At 73.6% G+C, this 16,253-nt stretch carries 13 protein-coding genes; 5 read left to right on the forward strand and 8 right to left on the reverse strand.

The annotated features are described in order from the left end of the window. Positions 1-2: 2 nt before the first annotated feature. From CCL05_RS29310 to CCL05_RS29330, 5 genes are read right to left on the reverse strand one after another with little or no spacing between them, the layout of a single operon-like run. A complete protein-coding gene (locus CCL05_RS29310; protein ID WP_086563651.1) occupies positions 3-194 on the reverse strand; it encodes a hypothetical protein in 192 nt (63 codons plus the stop codon). Then, complete coding sequence (locus tag CCL05_RS29315; protein ID WP_086563652.1) at positions 191-2,104, reverse strand: TOMM precursor leader peptide-binding protein; 1,914 nt, start codon at positions 2,102-2,104, stop codon at positions 191-193. Before CCL05_RS29315 ends, CCL05_RS29310 begins: the two co-directional genes overlap by 4 nt. Further along, positions 2,091-4,067: a hypothetical protein gene (locus CCL05_RS29320; protein WP_086563654.1), complete on the reverse strand. Its 1,977-nt coding sequence runs from the start codon at positions 4,065-4,067 to the stop codon at positions 2,091-2,093. Before CCL05_RS29320 ends, CCL05_RS29315 begins: the two co-directional genes overlap by 14 nt. Then, positions 4,064-6,676 carry a lantibiotic dehydratase gene (locus CCL05_RS29325; protein ID WP_086563655.1) on the reverse strand — a complete coding sequence of 871 codons (2,613 nt, stop codon included), beginning with the start codon at positions 6,674-6,676 and terminating at the stop codon, positions 4,064-4,066. Before CCL05_RS29325 ends, CCL05_RS29320 begins: the two co-directional genes overlap by 4 nt. Beyond that, positions 6,673-7,749, reverse strand: a complete 1,077-nt coding sequence (locus tag CCL05_RS29330) for a hypothetical protein (RefSeq protein ID WP_208641645.1) — start codon at positions 7,747-7,749, stop codon at positions 6,673-6,675. The genes CCL05_RS29325 and CCL05_RS29330 overlap by 4 nt, the downstream gene beginning before the upstream one ends. Positions 7,750-8,057: 308 nt before the next feature. On the opposite strand from CCL05_RS29330, the gene CCL05_RS29335 reads away from it, so the two are divergent. Next, positions 8,058-8,654 (forward strand): hypothetical protein, encoded by a 597-nt coding sequence (locus CCL05_RS29335; RefSeq protein ID WP_244204455.1) that lies wholly within the window; start codon positions 8,058-8,060, stop codon positions 8,652-8,654. 101 nt (positions 8,655-8,755) lie between these two features. Here the strand turns inward: CCL05_RS29335 and CCL05_RS29340 are convergent, their stop codons facing one another. The 3 genes from CCL05_RS29340 to CCL05_RS29350 form a co-directional block, all read right to left on the reverse strand. Beyond that, positions 8,756-8,929 (reverse strand): thiazolylpeptide-type bacteriocin, encoded by a 174-nt coding sequence (locus CCL05_RS29340; RefSeq protein ID WP_086563659.1) that lies wholly within the window; start codon positions 8,927-8,929, stop codon positions 8,756-8,758. A gap of 35 nt (positions 8,930-8,964) precedes the next feature. Beyond that, on the reverse strand, positions 8,965-9,138 hold the full coding sequence (locus tag CCL05_RS29345; protein ID WP_086563660.1) for a thiazolylpeptide-type bacteriocin: 174 nt from the start codon (positions 9,136-9,138) through the stop codon (positions 8,965-8,967). A 163-nt stretch (positions 9,139-9,301) separates the two neighbouring features. Continuing rightward, complete coding sequence (locus CCL05_RS29350; RefSeq protein ID WP_086563662.1) at positions 9,302-10,867, reverse strand: SagB/ThcOx family dehydrogenase; 1,566 nt, start codon at positions 10,865-10,867, stop codon at positions 9,302-9,304. A gap of 256 nt (positions 10,868-11,123) precedes the next feature. On the opposite strand from CCL05_RS29350, the gene CCL05_RS29355 reads away from it, so the two are divergent. From CCL05_RS29355 to CCL05_RS29370, 4 genes are all read left to right on the forward strand, one after another. Then, positions 11,124-12,605: a multicopper oxidase family protein gene (locus CCL05_RS29355; RefSeq protein ID WP_086563663.1), complete on the forward strand. Its 1,482-nt coding sequence runs from the start codon at positions 11,124-11,126 to the stop codon at positions 12,603-12,605. Between the two features lie 49 nt (positions 12,606-12,654). Continuing rightward, positions 12,655-14,409, forward strand: coding sequence for a class I adenylate-forming enzyme family protein (locus CCL05_RS29360; protein WP_107400526.1), 1,755 nt, complete (start codon positions 12,655-12,657; stop codon positions 14,407-14,409). Next, entirely contained in the window at positions 14,406-15,377 is a 972-nt protein-coding gene (locus CCL05_RS29365; RefSeq protein WP_086563664.1) for a 2-amino-3,7-dideoxy-D-threo-hept-6-ulosonate synthase, read from the forward strand. The genes CCL05_RS29360 and CCL05_RS29365 overlap by 4 nt, the downstream gene beginning before the upstream one ends. Then, positions 15,349-16,253: 3-dehydroquinate synthase II family protein (locus CCL05_RS29370; protein ID WP_086563665.1), on the forward strand; the 905-nt coding region annotated here is incomplete at its 3' end. The genes CCL05_RS29365 and CCL05_RS29370, both read left to right, overlap by 29 nt.

Raw genomic sequence — 16,253 nt, forward strand, 5'->3', positions numbered from 1 at the left:
CGTCAGGGCGTGCAGCAGGGCACGTGGGAGTCGGGGGGCGGGGTGCTCGCCCAGGTCCACGGCGGTGGTTCCGGGCGGTCGTCCCCGGCGCCGTAGGCGTACCACAAGGGCTCGCGGGCGATGCTGTTGTCGCCCTCGGGGCCCGGGAGGTCGACCGGGGCGCGCCGCACCCAGGCCTCGGCGGGGGCCGTCACGGGAACGGGTGGGGGTCGTAGGGGATCGCCCGGTGCTCCTGGTCCGTGCCGCGCAGGGCGGCGCGGAGCCGGGGCAGGCCGTCCAGGCGCTGCTGGGCGTGGCCGAAGCACATCGGCAGGATGCCGGGGACCACGGCACGGGCGACCGCGATGCCGGCGTCGGCGTGCTCCCGGCTGGTCTGGTCGACGACGACGATCCGGTCCAGGCCCGCGTCGGCGAAGAGCGAGGCCACGTACCGCAGGGTCTCGCGCACATCGCCGTGCGCGGCCCGCTCCAGCCGGCCCGGCCAGTCGGGGAACGCCTCGTCGAGCGTGACGGCCGGCCCGCCGAGCCCGGCCAGGGCGCGGTCGCGGGTCTCGGGGATGGAGGAGAACCGGACGTGGTCCTCCAGTTCCTCCACGCGCCACGGGTCCTCGACCATCCGCTCGACCTGCTCGCGGGTCCAGTCGACCGGGTTCGTGACCAGCTGGGCGACCTCGCGCAGGGCGCCGCGGATCGCGGACTCGGGCTCGGCCCCGGAACCGGCGGAGGAGAAGGTCGCCGGGAAGGGGTTCTTCTCGTTCACGGCGATCACCCACACCACCGGCAGGCCGATGTCCCGGGTGGCGACCAGGAGATGGACGTCGTAGCCGCGTGCCCGGATCAGTTCGACCATGGCCCGGCTCGTGGGGTCGGTGAGCGTGGAGACCGGGACGTGGGGGAGCGGGCGTGCCCGGTACCAGGACGTCAGGAACGCGTCACGCTCAGCCAGTTCGAACAGGGCGTGCAGGGCGGCCTCTTCGTGGTTGGCGCCGACCGCGCAGCCGCTGGAGCAGTCGAAGAAGTAGTGCCTGCGGTTCGCGGCGCCGGCCACGCGGGCGGCGCGCCGGTCGCGCCGGAAGGCGTACTCGTACTGGTAGAAGGCGTGGTCGGCCGGGACCAGCAGGGGCGTGCCGTCGGCCAGGTCGTGGCCCCAGGCCCAGTCCATCGGGGTGTCGTCCGTGAACGGCGTGGCCCTGCTGGTGGGGTGGGCGAGCTGCTCGGCGGTGTAGCGGCCGAGGCTGCCCGGGTCGACGGCCTGCCCGGCGACCTCGCGGTAGGAGCGGCCGGTGACCAGGGGGATGTCGTACGGGTAGCCGCCGAGCCGCTCATATGCCTCCAGGACGGCGACCGGTTCGGTCTCCGCGAACGTACGCGCCCTGCCGTGGCCCATCGCCGGGGCGTCCGCGACGACGGCCATGCTCATCGCGAACGGGGCGTGCGACTCGCGCAGGATCGCGCGCACCGGCCCGAAGCGGGTGTCCACGAGCCGGTCGCGCAGGAAGCCGGGCTCGACCAGACGGCTCGCCGCGGTGCGCGTCGCGTCCCCGGGTACGGCGGGCCGGGAGCGCAGGGGACGGGGTGCCGGGGGCCCGGTGCTCACCAGGTCCTCGGGGGACGGGCCGCAGACCGGGCAGTGGAAGCTGCGGGCGATGCGGTGCCGGCGGGTGCCCCGGACGGTCACCGAGTAGGCCTCGCCGGGTGCGAGGGGGCGGTCCGCGAGATGCTCGAGGCCGGTGCGCAGCAGGTCGGGCAGGACAGGGGCGGGGGCGGCGGGGACCCGCGTGGCCTGGGTGAGGTCGCCCACGAGGGGGTGGTCGAGGACGGTGCGTTCGCGCACCTCGGCGCAGGCGGCACAGCCGGAGGCGGTGCCCGGCACCCACAGGGGGCCGACCATCACCTCGTCGTCGTACACCCGCACGGACAGGTGCGGTCCCCCTGCCTGTGCGAGGCGGTCGCGCTCCCAGGCCAGGTCCCAGCCGAGGTTGACGGAGACGGTGGCCCCGCTCACGCGGGCCAGGGGGGCGAGGGCGGGCAGCCAGTCGTCGTGCGCCGCCGGGGGCAGGGCGGGGCCGGCGTGCACCGCGGTGGTCGGGTCAGTGGTCGGCATCGGCGGACTCCTCGGCGGTGCGGTCGGTCGGGACGGTCACCGGGCCGTGCCAGAAAGGGAGTTCGCCGAGCACCGGGTCGGTGCGGCGGGGCTGCCCCCGGTAGCCGTTGAGCGCGGTGAGCTGCTCCCGCAGCGCGGCACGGGCGGTGTCGTCCGCGGTCAGCAGCGCGTCGGTGGAGATCCGGCCGGCCGTGCCGCCGGTCTGGGCGGCGGCGAGTGCCGTGCACAGTGCGGCGTACGTGGCCTCGGCCGGGGTCGGGCCCCAGCCGGCGCCGAGCGGCCGCCCGTCGACGGTGACCTGGGCCAGCGGCCAGCCGACACCGGGGTACCGGGCCACGGTGAGCAGGGGGACGGTGCCGCCGAGCAACGACCGCAACTCGGCGCGGATGCGCCGGCCTTCGGCGTGCAGCGGGGCGTCCGCGTCGGGGACGAAGGCCTGCTGGTCCCCCGTGAGGTGACGCAGGGCGCCGTCGAGCAGCCAGTGCTCCTGGGTGAGGCCCGCCGCCGGGGTGCCGGGTGTGCCGGTGGCGCGGTCGCGCAGGGCGGCCAGGGCGGCGGCGATGGTCGCCGTCTCCTGGTGGGCGGCCCAGGCGGTGACCGTGCCCGTGCGGTCGGCCCGGTGCTCCGCCGCGCGCAGGGCGAGGGGCATCTGCGGCAGGAGCTCGCCCGGCGCGGAGGCGAACAGGCCGGTCCAGCGGGCGGTGAGGACACCGGCGGCCTCGAGTGCGGCCTCCGGTGCGGGGAGGGGCCCGGCGGGGGCGTCGGCGAGGCGGACGGCGACCGCTTCGTGCACGGGGGCGCCCGTGACGGTGACGCGGTCGGCCGTCAGATCGGGGCCGTGGACGACATGGGCCTCACCGGGCTCCGCGACACCCGTGAGGGTGTCGGTCAGGAGCTGTGCGGCGAGGGCTCCCGCGAGGGAGTGGGCGACGGGCCCGGCCGCCGGTTCGACGCCCTCGGCGTCCGCCCATGCCCTGGCCCGGTCCCGGAAGACCTCCCAGAGGCCGGGCGCCACACCGACGGGCCCGACGAGCACCGGCCCGGGACCGAGCAGCACGGGCATGTGCAGCGTTCCGTCCTGCTCGGTCCAGGCCCGGTCACCGTCGAGGAACTCGACGACGACCCGCGGCACGCCCTCGGTCCCTCCGGGTGCTGCCACCGCCGGGTCGCCGGCGGGAGTTCCAGCACCGAATCCGTACACCGCCGGGTCGCCGGCGGGAGTCGAGGTCTCGGGTTTGCGCGCCGCCGGGTCGCCGACGGGGTTTCCGACACCTGGGCCGTGCACCGCCGGGTCGCCGGCGGGGGGCGTGGTGGTGGGCGAGTGCACCGCCGGGTCGCCGGCGGGGATCAGGGACCGGGGGCCGCCCACGGACCCGCCGCCGGACAGCAGCGAGGGGTCCGCGAACATCGCGGGGTCGCAGACGGGGACCAGTGGCCGCGACGTGTCGTGGGCGGTGGTCGCCGTCACGTCGGTCACGCCCGCCCGGCGCAGTCCGCGCAGTGCGGGAGCGGTCGCCGTCGCGGGGCCGTGCAGTCGTACCCGGGCGCGGCGCAGGCGGGCGAACGCCGCGTACGGGTCGTCGAGGCGGGCGGTGAGACGCGCCAGTGTGCCGGCGTGACGGGCGGCCACCTCGGCCGGCGGCTCCGGCTCGGTGAGCGCGGTCGGGTCGAGCAGCAGGCCGTTCTCGCGGAGCTCGGCGAGCAGGTGCCGTACCGCCGGCCGGGCACGCTCGGTGCCGAACCCGGCGACCAGGGCGTCCTCCGTCGTGCCGACCCGGAGCAGTGGTACGCAGCCGTCCGCCACCGCGTACAGCAGCTCCGAGCCGCGCAGCACGAACTGTCCGCGCGTCCCGCTGAAGTAGACACCCCCCGGCACGGGCGCGTAGTGCAGCCCGGGCCGGGCCTTGAGCACCGCGGCGCGGACCGTCCCCGCCGGGCTCCTGTCCAGATCGGTCACCGTCACGGCCGGACCCCTTCCGCTTCGCCGTTGTTCACCGGGTCGTACACGAACCGCCCCCCGGCCCTGCGCCCCACTTCCAGCACCCACTCCGTCGCGTGTGTGCCGTCCGCGACGCCGGGCAGGGCCTCCTCCAGGTAGCTCGTACCGGCCCCGCGGCGCTCCAGCATCCGCGGCAGGACCCGCACCGCGAGCGCGCTGGACAGATCGACGTACTGCGGCTTCTGCTGGAGGCGCTTGGACTGGACGTCGGGCGCGCCGACCGACAGCGGGCCCTCGTCCTCCGGCGCCGACTTGATGACGACCTCCTCGGGGACGCCGTGCCGGGCCCGCCACGCGGTCAGCGCGAGGAGCCGCTCGTGTTCGTCGGGCCCCGTGGCCACCGCCGTGTCCAGTTCGGCGCCGCCGTACCAGCGCCGCCGCCCGATGAGGACGTCGCCGACCGCCATGCGCGGCGCGACGCGGGTCCGCTTTCCGTCCCACGGGGACGCCGCGTGCCAGGAGTTGGGCAGGCTGTTGAAGAGCCGGCCGCTGATCACCAGGCCGGAGGCGACCGACAGCGGCGGCGGGAACAGGCCGGGGTGGCCCGTGCCCAGCGGCAGCACCCGCAGCGAGGCTCCGTCGGCGTCCTCCACCCGCAGCGTGTCGGTCTCCGGGTCGTGTGCGAGGCGCAGGCCGAACCAGTCCTCGGATGTGAGGCCGCCCGGCAGTACCGGCGTGTGCGCGTTGACGTTGAGGCGGTGCAGGCCCAGGTCCTCGGTGAGGCGGGTGCCGTCGTGGCCGTAGAAGCGCCGCAGGTGATCGGCGAGGCGGGGCAGGGCGTGGCCGCCCTGGCGGCGGTCGGCCTCCAGGAAGCGGGCGTACAGCATGCCGTGGCCCGGCAGTCCGTCGTTGAGGACGAGCTGGTCGCCGGCCTGCTGGAGCAGCACGCCGTAGATCAGCGGGTCGCTGCGGAAGCGGTCGGGCAGCGACCGGGTCAGTTCGGTGACGTCCCCCGCGGTGAGCCTCAGAGTCTCCTCACCGGCCCGGGCCGTCTTCGTCAGGAGGGCGTGCACCTCCTCGGACAGCTCGCGGCGCAGCAGGTACATGCGCTCCAGGCAGCCGTCGGCCGGTCCGATCCCGGACAGCGCGGCGGCCTGCCCGGTGCCCTCGGGCCCGTACACGGCGGCCATCGCGGCGGCCCGCCGGGAGACCTCCGCGACGATGAACGCGGCGTGCTCGGCGAGCGGCACGTTCGCCCCGGCGCCGAACCGCTCCACGAACGCGGCGGTCATCAGGACCCGTACGTCGTGCAGCCAGTCGAAGACCGTCAGGAGCTCCACCGCGGGGCCGAGGTCGGCCAGCGGGGTGTGCCAGTCGGAGGACGCCACCTTCAGCGGCGGCATGACGTAGTCCTCCTCGACGGTGATGTGCGCCGGGCGGCCCACCGCCTGGCTGAACCGGCCGAGGTCCCCGCGCAGTTCCGCCAGCAGCGCTCCCCGCTCGGTGGCAGGAGCCTCGGTCACCCGGGGCAGTCCGGCCCGCACCCGGCCCGCCGGCTCCCGGACGCCGGGCCGCTGTTCGGACTCGGGCAGCGTCAGCAGGTCGTCGTAGTCGCCGGCGGCGGTCTGCTCCTCGGGCCGGCCGAAGGTGCACAGCACGCCCTGGTGCAGGGCCTGCCGGACGCGCCGCTCGGCCTCCTCGGCGGGGCAGCCGGCCCGGCGGGCGACGTGCGCGACGACCGCCGGGAACCTGCGCGGCCCCATGGACAGCGCGTCGAGCAGATCGCCGACGGGCCCGTCGAGCGGCACGGCGAGGCGGTGCATGCCCTGCTCGGAGAACTTCAGGAAGTACAGCTTGCCCGTCTCCGGGTCGGGCGCCGAGGTCGGCGGCATCCCCACCCACAGGCCCGCGAGGTCCGTGCCGTCGGCGGGCAGGCCGCCGAGCACGTAGTGCAGCATGACCCGGTCCAGGCCCGGCACGGCGCGTGCGCCGGTGAAGGGCACCTCGCCGGGGCGCACGGCCTCCGGGTCCGCGGCCGGGGCCGGTTCGGCGATGCCCACCGCGGTGAACCGGGACAGCGGGCTGGTGCGCACCATCGCCCGGGTCACGTACTGGATCAGCCCGCGCTCCGACTTGCGGGTGCGGGCGGACACCTTTCCCGGGCCCTCGACCGCGGCGCGGTAGCGCTCGGCCTCCTGGTGCACCTCGGGCGCGACGAGGGCGAGGGAACGCAGCAGGTCGCCGTCGCCCAACAGGCCTGCCAGAACGGTGCGTTCGCGGTCGGCCGCGGCCGGGTAGCCCGCCGCGATCGCGGTGCGCAGCCGCTCCCGCCCGGCGTGGGCGGCCAGCCAGCGGGTCACCGAGGGGGTCGACTCCGGGCCCACCGGCGTCTTCTTGGGGGCGCGGCCGTTGTGGATGGCGCGGCGCAGCGCGATGAGCTCGCGGCGCTCGGTGTCCGAGGCGGCCGTGCCGATCCGCTCGTACAGCTCCTGCGAGCACACCTCGGCGGCTTCCGCCAACTCTGTTTCGGCGCGGACGAGTTCGCCCAGAAGACGGTGCTGCTCCGGGTCGGCGAGGCGGGCCCTGCGCAGCGGGTTGACGCGCAGGAACCACTGGGGCTCGGGGCTGGTCATCGCAGGGCTCCCGTCGGTTCCGTGGTGGTGAGGCGCTCCCGCCAGCTGCTGCCGAGCACCTCGTCCACCGTCTCGGCGAGGGCGAAGCACATGTAGTAGCGCTGCATCGGCGAGACCGTGAGCAGGGGAAGCTGCTGGTAGAAGAGGTTCGTCAGCAGGCGGTAGGCGGCGAAGAAGGGGGACGGGGTGCTGATGGCCCCGGAGCCGTGCACGGTCCGGTGGAAGTCGGTGTCCGGCTGCTCGCCGCGCGGCACCGCCGTCTCGGCCCCGGGCGGGCCCATCCGGCTGCGGTCGACGCCGTCGGTGACGGAGTCCAGCAGGTCCGGGGTGAGGGCGCCCGTGGCGACGGCGTGGTCCAGGACCCCGGCGCCGTAGGCGAACGCGGTGCGCCACCGGGCGGCCGCCGGGGACACCGCACCGCTCAGCCGCTGTTCGACGACCTCGCGGATCCGGGGAGCCTCCTTGGCGAGGCGCTCCTGGAAGACCGGGCGCATGTCCTTGCGCGGAGCCGCCCAGGCGAGGAACGCCTCCACGTGCGACCGGGGCGAGAACACGCCGTAGGCCGGCCCCAGCGCATGGGTGTCGACCAGGGCGGCGAACGCCTCGGCGAGGCGGACCGTGCCGCTGCCCGGGTCCTCGGCCAGGTCCTCGATCATGGACAGCACCGGCGTCGCGAGGGCGCCGTACACCACGGTGCGCAGGGCGTCCAGGCGTGGCTCCCGGGAGCGCAGCGCGGGGTCGCCGGGGGCGACGCGCAGTACCGCGCCGTGCTCGCGCAGCGGCAGGTACGGGGGCTCCACCGCTTCGAGCCGGCCGAACTCCCGGGCCTGCTCCAGGTACACCTCCTCGGTCAGCGCCCGGGCCGGGTCGAGGGGGCCGGCGTCCAGCCGGGCCTCGATCCCCGCCCAGTCGACGGCACCGCCGGGCGCCCCCGCCCCGGCCGCGGCGAGCACGTCGACGTGCGGTCCGTGCAGCCAGCCGCGCCGCACTTGTACGCCGGGTACGCCCCGCTCGCCCAGTTCGCGGGCGACCGGGACGACGTGCCGCGCCAGCCAGGCCGGTGTCACCGGCATCCGGGTATGGAGCCGCACCCCCGTCAGGCCGGCGGAATCCGGCCTCACGGCAATGCGCTCCGGAGCGTCAACCCCCATGTCCTTTCACCTTCCGAGAAGTACCGCAATGAATTCGAGAACGTGAGTCACATCATTGGTGCCGGAAATTCGAGCCGGAAGGGAAAACGGTCCGGCGCTTACATACGTCATCGTTTCCGTGACGCCCGGCCGGAGCCGGATGATCGGAATCTTCTATTCCGTTTCAGGGGCGTCGGAGGGCTGGCCGAAAACCGCCAAGAAGGCGGATGGGCCGGTGTATTCTCACGCGAGTGACATCTACGTCCCCCACAACGCCCCCCACTCCTTCCGCGACGGACGCCGAGTGCCTCGCCCTCACCCGCAACCTGCGGCGCAGGGGCACCCTCGTGCTCTCCGTGTTCGCCCTGGTGTGGGCCGTCGCGGCGGCCTCCGGGACCGGTTCGGCGACGGACGTCGTCCCGCTGGGTATCGAGGTGGCGGCGCTCGTGCTCACGGCGGTGGCGATCTACCTGGGGTACCGCGAAGGCGCCTCGCCCTCGCCCCGCATGGTGAGCCTGCCGGCGAACTGGGCGCGTGGCGTGGGCATCGTCAACTCCGTCGAGCTGGTGGCCATCTTCGCCGTCATCGCCGTGTCCAACGCCTCGGGTCATTCCGAGGCCGTCCCCGCAGGCATCGCCCTCGTCGTGGGGCTGCACTTCTTTCCGCTCGCCCGGCTGTACGACCAGTGGCAGTACCGGTGGACGGCGGCGCTGCTGACGGCCGTCGCGGTCGTCGGCTTCGTCCTCGTCGCCGCCGGCCTGGCGAGCGAGACCGTGCGGATCGTGGTCGGCCTGAGCAGTGCGGTGGTGCTGTGGGCCTCGTCGTACCACCTGGCCGTGCGCGGCTGACGTCGCCCCCTGCCCGAACGCAAGGATGTGCCCGACCGGCCGAGGCCGGGCAGGCGCATCCTTCTGCGTTCACGCTGTCGTGCTCAGGCGGTCACGCGGGCTCAGCAGGCCGAGCAGGTGCTGGAGGACGAGGAGGAGGTGCCGATCGAGCCGCTGGAGGCGCCCATCTCCGGCAGGGCGACGCCGTCGGTGACGTCGAGCGTCTCCAGCTCGTCCGCGTCGAAGCCCTCGAACGCCTGGTCCACGTCCTGGTTCTTGATGCCGTCGGTGCTCATGTCGAATCCTTCCGGGAAGCCGTGGTGAGGGTGGGTCAGCAGGCCGAGCAGGTGCTGGAGGACGAGGAGGAGGTGCCGATCGAGCCGCTGGAGGCGCCCATCTCCGGCAGGGCGACGCCGTCGGTGACGTCGAGCGTCTCCAGCTCGTCTGCGTCGAAGCCCTCGAACGCCTGGTCCACGTCCTGGTCCTTGATGTCCTTGGCGGTCATTCGCTTTCCTTCCGTCGAGTCCGGAGTTCCCTTGCCGGAAATCCCCGGACATTGATTTCTGGTTCGCCTTCCGGAATTTCTTTCGTTTCCGTCGGGCTGTGACATCCATATTGCTCGGGCCGACATCCCGGCGCCAGGGTTTCCGGGCGCCGGCTGACATTTATCACGGGGCGCATGACTTTTCGTCGCCGCCCTGCTTTCCGGAGCCGTCCAGCGGAATTGCCCATTCAGGGCTGTTCACCATGTGCCATTCCCCGCCCGGGTCCGCGGGCAGCTCCGTCCCCGCGGCCGGCGTACCCAGCAGGAAGTCGCCGACCGAGGACTCCCGGAGGTAGTCCAGGCCCAGCACGCGGGCGGACAGATCGGCGTCGCCGTTGCCCAGTCCACAGGGCGCCAGGCCCATCGCCGTGGCCACCAGGTACATCGTCTGGTAGAGCACCCCGGTGTGCCGCAGCGTCGTCGCGTACGCCATGGCCCGGTACTTCCACGCCATGCGCTGGAACCGCGAGGTCACCGTGAAGAGCACGTCGGGGCGGACCTCGAAGCCCACCGAACGGGACGCCACGCCCAGCAGCGCCCGCCGGTCGGCCTCCGCGGCGCTGACCAGGACGAGGCCGTGCGCGTACGAGTCGTAGTGGTAGACGCCCGGTTCCAGCCCGGCGCAGCGCAGCACCGTGACGTAGAGCTCCAGTTCGTACAGCGAGCCGCCGCTCGGGTAGGGCCGCGAGACGACCTCGTCCTCGCCCGGCGCGTCCGGGCCGGGGGTGCGGTGCACCCGGATCCGGTGCACCCGGTACAGGAACTCGCCCAGCTCGCGCGCCGTCAACGCCCGCTCCCCGAAGGTGCGGTGGGAGCGGCGGGACTCGACGGCGGCGGTCAGGGACGGGTCGCGGGCGTCGATGTCGGTGCGGCGCGGGCGGTACAGCTCGGTGGCGGGGCCCTGGGGCTCGGGTTTCACGGCCGGCTGCGGGTCGATCTCGCCCCGGTAGGGGTAGAGGGCGCCGAAGGCCTCGTCGTAGCGCCCGGAGCGGATACGCGAGTGGAACAGCAGATCGTGGAAGTCCCACTGCCGCAGCACCGGTTCGGTGTCGGAGGCGAACGTGCCGTCCGGGCCGGCGAGTTCGGCGAAGCCGAGACCCACCAGATGGGACAGGACGTCCAGGGTCTCCGCCTCGCTCAGTCCGGTGGCCTCCCCGGCGTTGCCCGCCCGGCCCGGCTGCCCCAGGGCGGCGGCGAGCTCGCGGGCGGCCCGGTCGACCAGCACGGCGCGGAACGTCACCAGGGGTGACTCCAGGACGAGGACCCCCTCGCGCGAACGGCAGAAGGCGAACCGGGAGAGGCGGACACGCGCGCCGGCGGCCACGCCCGCGACCCGGTGCCGGGCGTCCCGGGCGGTCGGCTCCAGCCGGACCAGCTCCCGGCGCAGCGGTGGCTCGTCGTGCGTGAGCACGCTGTACGCCAGCAGATGCCCGGCCCGCTCCAGCAGCGCGTCGGCCCGCTCCCGGCCGGCGCCGTCGAGTCCCTCGTACAACTCCTCGCGCGGCAACGGGCCCTCGGTCAGGCGGTGCAGGACGGTGCGCAGCGGGCCGCGCACCGGGCGCAGGGCGAGGGAGGTGACGGGCCCCCGGAGCAGGGCGGTGCCCGTGCTGTCGTCGAACGTCACCCGCACGTCGGTGCGCAGCGCCCGGGCGGCGCACTCGGGGGGTTTCTTCGTGGTCGCGGGAATCATCGGGCCTCCGGTACGGACTCGTGTGGATCGATTCGTGTGGATCGACCTGTCGAAATCCACTCTGCGGCCCGCTACACCGCCTGCTCGCTCACCGGCCGCACCGAATGACAGTCACCATTCCCTCTCGTGACCGAGGTCATGGAATGCGTGACACATGACAGGGACGGACTTCAATCGCTCGGACATTCGGCGCCCCAAGCGCATGCTCGGAACACGAATTCCACCCGCACGTCCACCGACAGAGAAGGAAAACCCCGTGTTCACTCGTCGACATGCGATACGTCTCGGTCTGACCACCGGCGCCGTCGGGGCGGTCGGCGCGGCGGGCGGGGTCTTCCGTACGCTCACCGCCGGGCAGCCGGCCGCGACCCCGGCCACCGCGAACGCCGCCGCGGCCGCACCGGCCGAACCGTTCTCCGTGCCGCTGACGATCCCACCGGTCCTGGCCCCGTACCGCCGCACCAGAACCGCCGACTTCTACCGCGTCACGATGCGCCGCGCCGGCGTGGAGATCCTGCCGGGCACCCGCACCGACGCCCTGACCTACAACGGCTCCTTCACGGGCCCCACCATCCGCGCCACCACCGGCCGGACCACCGTCGTCCAGCAGATCAACCGGCTGGACATGCCGGCCTCGGTGCACCTGCACGGCGGCAACAACCCGGTGGCGCACGACGGCGGGATGATGGACACCATCGCGCCCGGCGGCAAGCGGACGTACGTGTACGAGAACGAGCAGCCCGGCGCGACCCTGTGGACGCACGACCACGCGCACCACATGGAGTCCGAGCACGTCTACCGGGGCCTGTCGGGTCTCTACCTGCTGCGGGATCCCGCCGAGGACGCGCTGGGCCTGCCGTCCGGCAGGTACGACATCCCGCTGGTCCTGCGGGACGCGCAGTTCGACGGCAACGCGCAGCTGGTCTACACGATGGACGACGCGGAGAACCGCACGACCATCCTGGTCAACGGCAGGCCCTGGCCGTACCTGAAGGTCGAGGCCCGCACGTACCGCTTCCGGCTGGTCAACTCGTGCAACCTGCGCATCTTCGTCCTGGCGCTGTCCGACGGCTCGGCCACCCAGCACCCCGTGCGGCAGATCGGCACCGACGGCGGCCTGCTCGCCGCCCCCGCCGAGACACCCGTGCTGGTGCTGTCCCCGGGCGAACGCGCCGACTTCGTCGTCGACTTCTCGAAGTACGCCCCCGGCACCAAGCTCACCCTCGCCAACATGCTGGGCCCCGGCCCGACCGAACTCGTCGGCCAGGTCATGCGGTTCGACGTCGGAGAACGCACCGCCGACACCAGCAGGGTGCCGGACACCCTCGCCACGCTGCCGGCCCTGGCGAAGCCGACCGTGGAGCGCAGCTTCGACCTCTCCATGGACGAGCCCGGCTCCGGCGGCCACCAGGCCTACATCAACGGCAGGACCTTCGACCCGGACCGCATCGACACCCACGTCGAGTGGGGCAGCACCGAGGTGTGGACGGTCACCAACAAGAGCGCCACCGTGCCGCACAACTTCCATACGCACCTGGTGCAGTTCCGCATTCTCGAACGGGACGGGCAGCCGCCGTATCCCGCGGAGACCGGCTGGAAGGACACCGTGCTGCTCTTTCCCGGCCAGACGGCCAAACTCCAGCTCACCTTCGATTCGCATCGCGGTGTTTATCCGTACCACTGCCACATGATCGACCACAGCGCCATGGGAATGATGGCGCAAATGAAGATCTCCTGATTTCGGCACCGATTCCGAACAGTTCTCTTGTTTTCCGGAAAGGAGGACCATGACCAGCGAAGCAATTCCCCGCCCTTACGCCCGCCGCGTTCTCGCGGCACTGGGCCGCGACCCGACCCGTGTCGTCCTGCACCGGCCGGACACGACGGTGACCGCCGGCGCGCTGCGGGCGTCCGTCCTGGGCAGCGCGGCACTGCTGCACTCCCAGGGCGTCCGTCCCGGCACCACCGTCGCCGTCCTCACCGGCCCCAACCACCCGCTGATGCTCAGCGCCCGCTACGCCGTCCATCTGCTCGGCGCCACCTCCGTCTACGTCCGCTCGATGAACCCGCGCACGGACACCGAGACGTTCTCGGTCGCCACCCAGACCGGGCTGCTGCGCGACCTCGGGGTGTCGCTGCTGCTCGTGGACGAGGCGGACGAGGAGAGCGCGGCCCGCGGCCGGTGGCTGGCGCGGCGGCGGCCCGGCCTGACCGTGCGGGCGATCCCGCGCACGGCGGACGGGCACGACACCGTGCCGCCGGCCCTGTCGCCGCGCCCCGACGACCTGGCCGTCGTCGACTTCACCAGCGGCAGCACCGGCCGGCCCAAGATGGTCGCGCAGCGCTACGGCACGCGCGAGCACCTCGTCGGCCGCCTCGCCTCCGGCCTCGACCCGAGGGGACCGGCGACGCTGCTGTCCGTCACACCGGTCAGCCACACCACGGCGCCCATGGCCGACGCCGTGCTGTGCGCGGGCGGCACGGTCGTCCTGCACGACGAGTTCGACGCCGACGCGACCCTGGCGGCGATCGCCGAACTGGGCGTGACGGACGTCTACCTGGCGGTGCCCCACCTGTACCGCCTGCTCGACCACCCGCTCGTCACCTCGTACGACCTGTCGTCTCTGCGCCGCATCACCTACAGCGGCACCCCGGCCGCACCCGAGCGGGTCCGGCAGGCGGTCCGGGTCTTCGGCGACGTACTGATCCAGGTGTACGGCACGACGGAGGCGGGCGGCATCAGCAGCCTCACCCCGCTCGACCACCGAGAGCCGGAACTGCTGGGCTCGGCCGGCCGGCCCTTCCCCTGGGTGCGCGTCGAGATCCGGGCACCGGACTCGGGCATCCCGCTGGGCCGCGGCCGGACCGGCGAGATCTGGATCAACTCGCCGACGGTGTCCGCCGGTTACCTCGACGACGCGGAACTGACCGCGGCGACCTACCGGGACGGCTGGCTGCGCACCGGCGACCTCGGCCACTGGGACCGCTACGGCTATCTCCGCCTGGACGGCCGGGTCGGCGACGTCATCAAGCACGGCGGCCTCAAGCTCGACCCGGCCGCCATCGAGGCGGCCCTGCTGAAGCATCCACAGGTGCGTCAGGCGGCCGTGTTCGGAGTGCGCGACGAGGACTTGGTGGAGCAGGTCCACGCCGCGGTCGAACTCCACTCGGGCGCCGGCCACACCTCCTGCGACCTGCGCGACTACGTGGCAGCCACCCTCACCCCGGAACACGCCCCCCTCAGCATCTCGGTCTGGCCCGAACTCCCCCTCACCCCCACGGGCAAGCCGGACCGCACCCGGTTGCGCTCAGCCACGGCCCCGGTACGTCCCCGCCCCGCAACGGAACGACCCCGAAGGGACCCTCGGCCCACGGCAACCGGTCCGGCACGACCGTCCCCGGACGGGGCCCCGGGGCCGGAGCCCCGTGAGGGGTGCGGTGCCGGGCCGCCCGGGGCCGGCGGGTTCGCCGGAGCAGACGTCCGCCGGGGCACCGAGCCGCGCAGGCGTACCGATCCGTGCAACAGAAAGGGCATCCCATGACCGCGTTCGGCCACTTCGCCAGGGCACTGAGGCTGCGGCGGCTCTACCGTCACAGCACGGCCGGCCTGATGATCACCCCTCTCGACCACTCGATCAGCGACGGACCCCTCGTCCCCAAGGGCACGAGCCTCGACCACCTCGCCGGGCAGCTCGCCGCCGGCGGCGCGGACGCGGTCGTCGTGCACAAGGGCAGCGTCCGCCACATCAGCCCGGAGCGGTTCGCCGCGATGTCGCTGATCATCCACCTCAACGCGTCCACCAGCCACGCCCTCGACCCCGACGCCAAGTACGTGGTGACGCAGGTCGAGGAGGCCCTCCGGCTCGGCGCGGACGCGGTGAGCGTCCACGTCAACGTCGGCTCCGACGACGAGCGGCAGCAGATCGGCGACCTCGGACGGATCGCCGACGCCTGCGACCGGTGGAACCTGCCGCTGCTCGCCATGGTGTATCCGCGCGGCCCCCGGGTCACCGACCCGCGCGACCCGGACCTGGTGGCGCACGCCGTCACCGTCGCCTCCGACCTGGGCGCGGACCTGGTCAAGACCGTCTTCCTCGGCTCGACCGCGGAGATGCTCGACCTGACCGCGTCCTGCCCGGTGCCCGTCCTGGTCGCGGGCGGTCCCGCGATGCCCACCGAGGAGGACGTGCTGGCCTACGTCCGGGACGCCCTGGCCGGCGGCGCCGGCGGGGTGGCGATGGGCCGCAACATCTTCCAGGCCTCCGATCCACGGCGGCTCGCCGCCAAGGTGGCCCGGCTGATCCACCACTTCCCGGAACAGCACTTCGCCCCCCTCGCCTTCCCGGCCGACGCACACCGGGACGAGCGACTGACCCCCGATCACCTGGACGCCCCGGCCCGCCTCGGCGCGCCCGGCTCCCCGCTCGACCGCGACACCCACCACCTTTCCCACGCTTCACACTCGACAGGAGGTCCGCATCATGACGGACGCGAAACTGTGCTGGCTTGACATCCGAGGCGCTGGCACCGCCACCCAGGCCGTTCTCGAAGAGGCCCTGCACCAGCGCATCGACGGCATCGTCGCCGCCGACCCGACCGCCTTCACCGGCCTGCCGCCCACCGTCCGCAAGGTCCTGCTCTTCGAGGACGGCCTCGACTCCGTCCCCGCCGACCTGGGCGGCGCGGACCTGGTGGTCGTCCCGGGCCCCCGCGAGGACCGGGCCGCGCTCCAGCAGGCCCACCCGGAGGTCGAGTTCGGCCGCTACGTGGAGATCGTCGACGCCGACACCCTGGAGGACGCCTGCCTCGCGGCCCGTCTGGAGCCGTGGAGCGTGCTGGACTTCCGCGACCCCACCAAGATCCCGCTGGAGATCGTGATCGCCGCCGCCACCGGCGCACCCGGCTCGATCATCACCACCGCGTCCAACACCGAGGAGGCCGAGATCGTCTACGGCGTCCTGGAACTGGGCTCGGACGGCGTCCTGATGCGGGCCGGCACCGTCGGCGACGCCACGGCCCTGCGCACCGCCGCCACCGCCCGGGGCGGCGAGATCGACCTGGTGGAACTGACCGTCACCCGGACCACGCACATCGGCATGGGGGAGCGGGCCTGCGTCGACACCACAACCCACTTCCGCAAGGACGAGGGCATCCTCGTCGGCTCCCACTCCAAGGGCATGGTGCTGTGCGTCAGCGAGACCCACCCGCTGCCGTACATGCCGACCCGCCCGTTCCGGGTCAACGCCGGCGCGCTGCACTCGTACACCGTCTCGCAGGCCGGCCGCACCCATTACCTGAGCGAACTGCACGCCGGCAGCAAGGTGCTGGCCGTCGACGTCAAGGGCCGCACCCGGCCCGTCAGCGTCGGCCGCGTCAAGATCGAGAC

It is taken from the genome of Streptomyces africanus, assembly GCF_002150735.1.
In the GTDB taxonomy this organism is placed as follows: Bacteria; Actinomycetota; Actinomycetes; order Streptomycetales; family Streptomycetaceae; genus Streptomyces; species Streptomyces africanus.